This is a genomic window from Streptomyces sp. SM1 (assembly GCF_002910825.1).
GTDB lineage: Bacteria > Actinomycetota > Actinomycetes > Streptomycetales > Streptomycetaceae > Streptomyces > Streptomyces okerensis.
The window spans coordinates 1-1,963 of the sequence record NZ_NEUB01000176.1 but is presented as its reverse complement, the minus strand read 5'-3'; the positions used below and the strand labels follow the sequence as shown (position 1 = coordinate 1,963).

Genomic DNA, 1,963 nt, shown 5'->3' with positions numbered 1-1,963 from the left:
GTGCCCGCCGCCCTGCGGAGAGGGCGGCGGGCACCGTCGCGCCCGGGCGGGGGTCAGGCGCCGCTGTCCTCGGCCAGGGTGTGGGCGACGAGGGCGTTGGCGTGGCCGTGCCCCAGGCCGTGCTCGGTCTTGAGCCAGGCGACGAGCTCCATGTGCCGGGTCAGCGGCGACGCGCGGATGAGGTCCTTCCACTCCGCGACCGGCCGGCCGTACTTCTTCTCGATCGCCGGGAAATAGCTCGCGGGGCCCTTCGCCTGTGCGGTCATACCTGGCGCTCCTTCTCTCGCTCGCGTCGTGGTCTCGTCTTGGATGACCGGGGGAGGCGTCGAGAGTGATCGCCACAGAGCTGTGATCCGCGTCACCCTGCCGCGCGGCACCGCGGTTCAGGAGGTGAGGCCGATCTTCGCGCAGTCCGCCGCGTAGTCCTCGGTGCAGATGTCCTCGACCGTGTAGACGCCGTCGTCGAGCACCGTGTCCTGGATGTTCTCCTCCGTGAGGGCGACCACCGGGACCAGCATCGCCGGGATGTCCTTCTGCGTGGGGCTGTCGATGCGGTCCCGGGCCAGCGCGTCGAACTGGATCGAGCGCCCCTGCACCTTGGCCACCGCCATGTCCGCGGCCCCGGTGGCCTCCAGCAGGAACGACTTGTACACCGTCATGTGCTGGGTGCCCGCCACGATCCGCTGCACCGCCGCGAGGTCCGCGTCCTGACCGGTCACCGGCGGCAGATCCGTCACCCCGGCGTCCTCGAGCGCCTCGATGACGGCGCCGGCCATGCCGTCGTTCGCGGAGTAGACGGCGGCGACATTGCCGGCGCCGATCTCCTTGAGGGCCTTGCGCATGTTCTCCGCGGCGACCTCGGGCAGCCACTTCCTGGTGTCGTAGGTCTTGGCGAGGTCGACCTTGCCGTCCAGTTCGCTGAGCGCGCCCCTCTTGAACAGCGCCGTGTTCGGGTCGGCGGGCTCGCCGTTCATCATGACGACCTTGCTGGTCTCGGCCTTGCCGCCGAGCGCGGTCACGAGGGACCGGCCCTGTACCTGGCCGACGAGTTCGTTGTCGTGCGAGACGTACGCGTCGATCGGCCCCTCGGCGAGACGATCGTAGGCGATGACGGGGATGTCCGCCTCCTTGGCCTTGCGCACGGCCGGCGCGATGGCCTTGGAGTCCACCGCGTTGACCAGGATCACGTCGACGCGGTCCGCGACCATCTGCCCGAACTGCTCGTTCTGCCGCTTCATGCTGCCCTGGGCGTTCTGGTAGACGACCTTGCCCTGCTTGTTGGTGAGGGAGGAGATCCGGTCCCTGATGAGCGGGTAGTCGAACTTCTCGAAGCGCGCCGTGTCCGTGTCCGGCAGCAGCAGGCCCACGGTGATGTCGTAGCTCTTGGCCTCCGGCGCCGAGGCGCCGTCGTCGGTCGCGCCGATGACTCCGCACCCGGTCAGCGAGAGGGCCGCCAGCGTGGCGGCCACCGGCATGACGCGGCGGCGCGGGAGAACGGGGGCGTGCGTGGTACGGGGGTTCACGTGTGGTGCCTTCCGGGCGGGCGTGCGGCGTGGGCGGCCGAGTGGCTGGACAGCCAACGCGGCACCTCGGTAGGACGTCAAGGTCAACTTCCGGCCATACCCTTGACGTTGGTCAGCAGTGTGTCCGTTGTGCGGTGGTGCGGCACGCGTGCTCACGATCTTCTCGCGCGGCACGCCGGGAATGTGCGCAGGAGCGGCACACGGGCTGCACACAGTGGGTCCCGGGCCTGGCTAGCGTTGCTGTCCCCCGCTCCGTACCGGCCACCTTCCGGACGGCCGGTACGACGACCCAGGAAGACAGCGGATGGACTACTGCTCCACATGCCGCCGGCATCTGAACGGCGCCCTGGTCTGCCCCGGCTGCGGCGCCTACGCACCCGACATCGCGCCCGGTGTCATCGGCGGCCGCACCGTTCCCGGACCGGCGACCACCGCGGCCG

General features: G+C 70.1%; 2 protein-coding genes. Both read right to left on the bottom strand.

The features are described from left to right. Window positions 1-53: 53 nt before the first annotated feature. A complete protein-coding gene (locus tag B9S61_RS03995; RefSeq protein WP_103540940.1) occupies window positions 54-266 on the bottom strand; it encodes a DUF4287 domain-containing protein in 213 nt (70 codons plus the stop codon). Between the two features lie 117 nt (window positions 267-383). Then, complete coding sequence (locus B9S61_RS03990) at window positions 384-1,523, bottom strand: sugar ABC transporter substrate-binding protein (protein ID WP_374936179.1); 1,140 nt, start codon at window positions 1,521-1,523, stop codon at window positions 384-386. Between the last annotated feature and the right edge of the window lie 440 nt (window positions 1,524-1,963).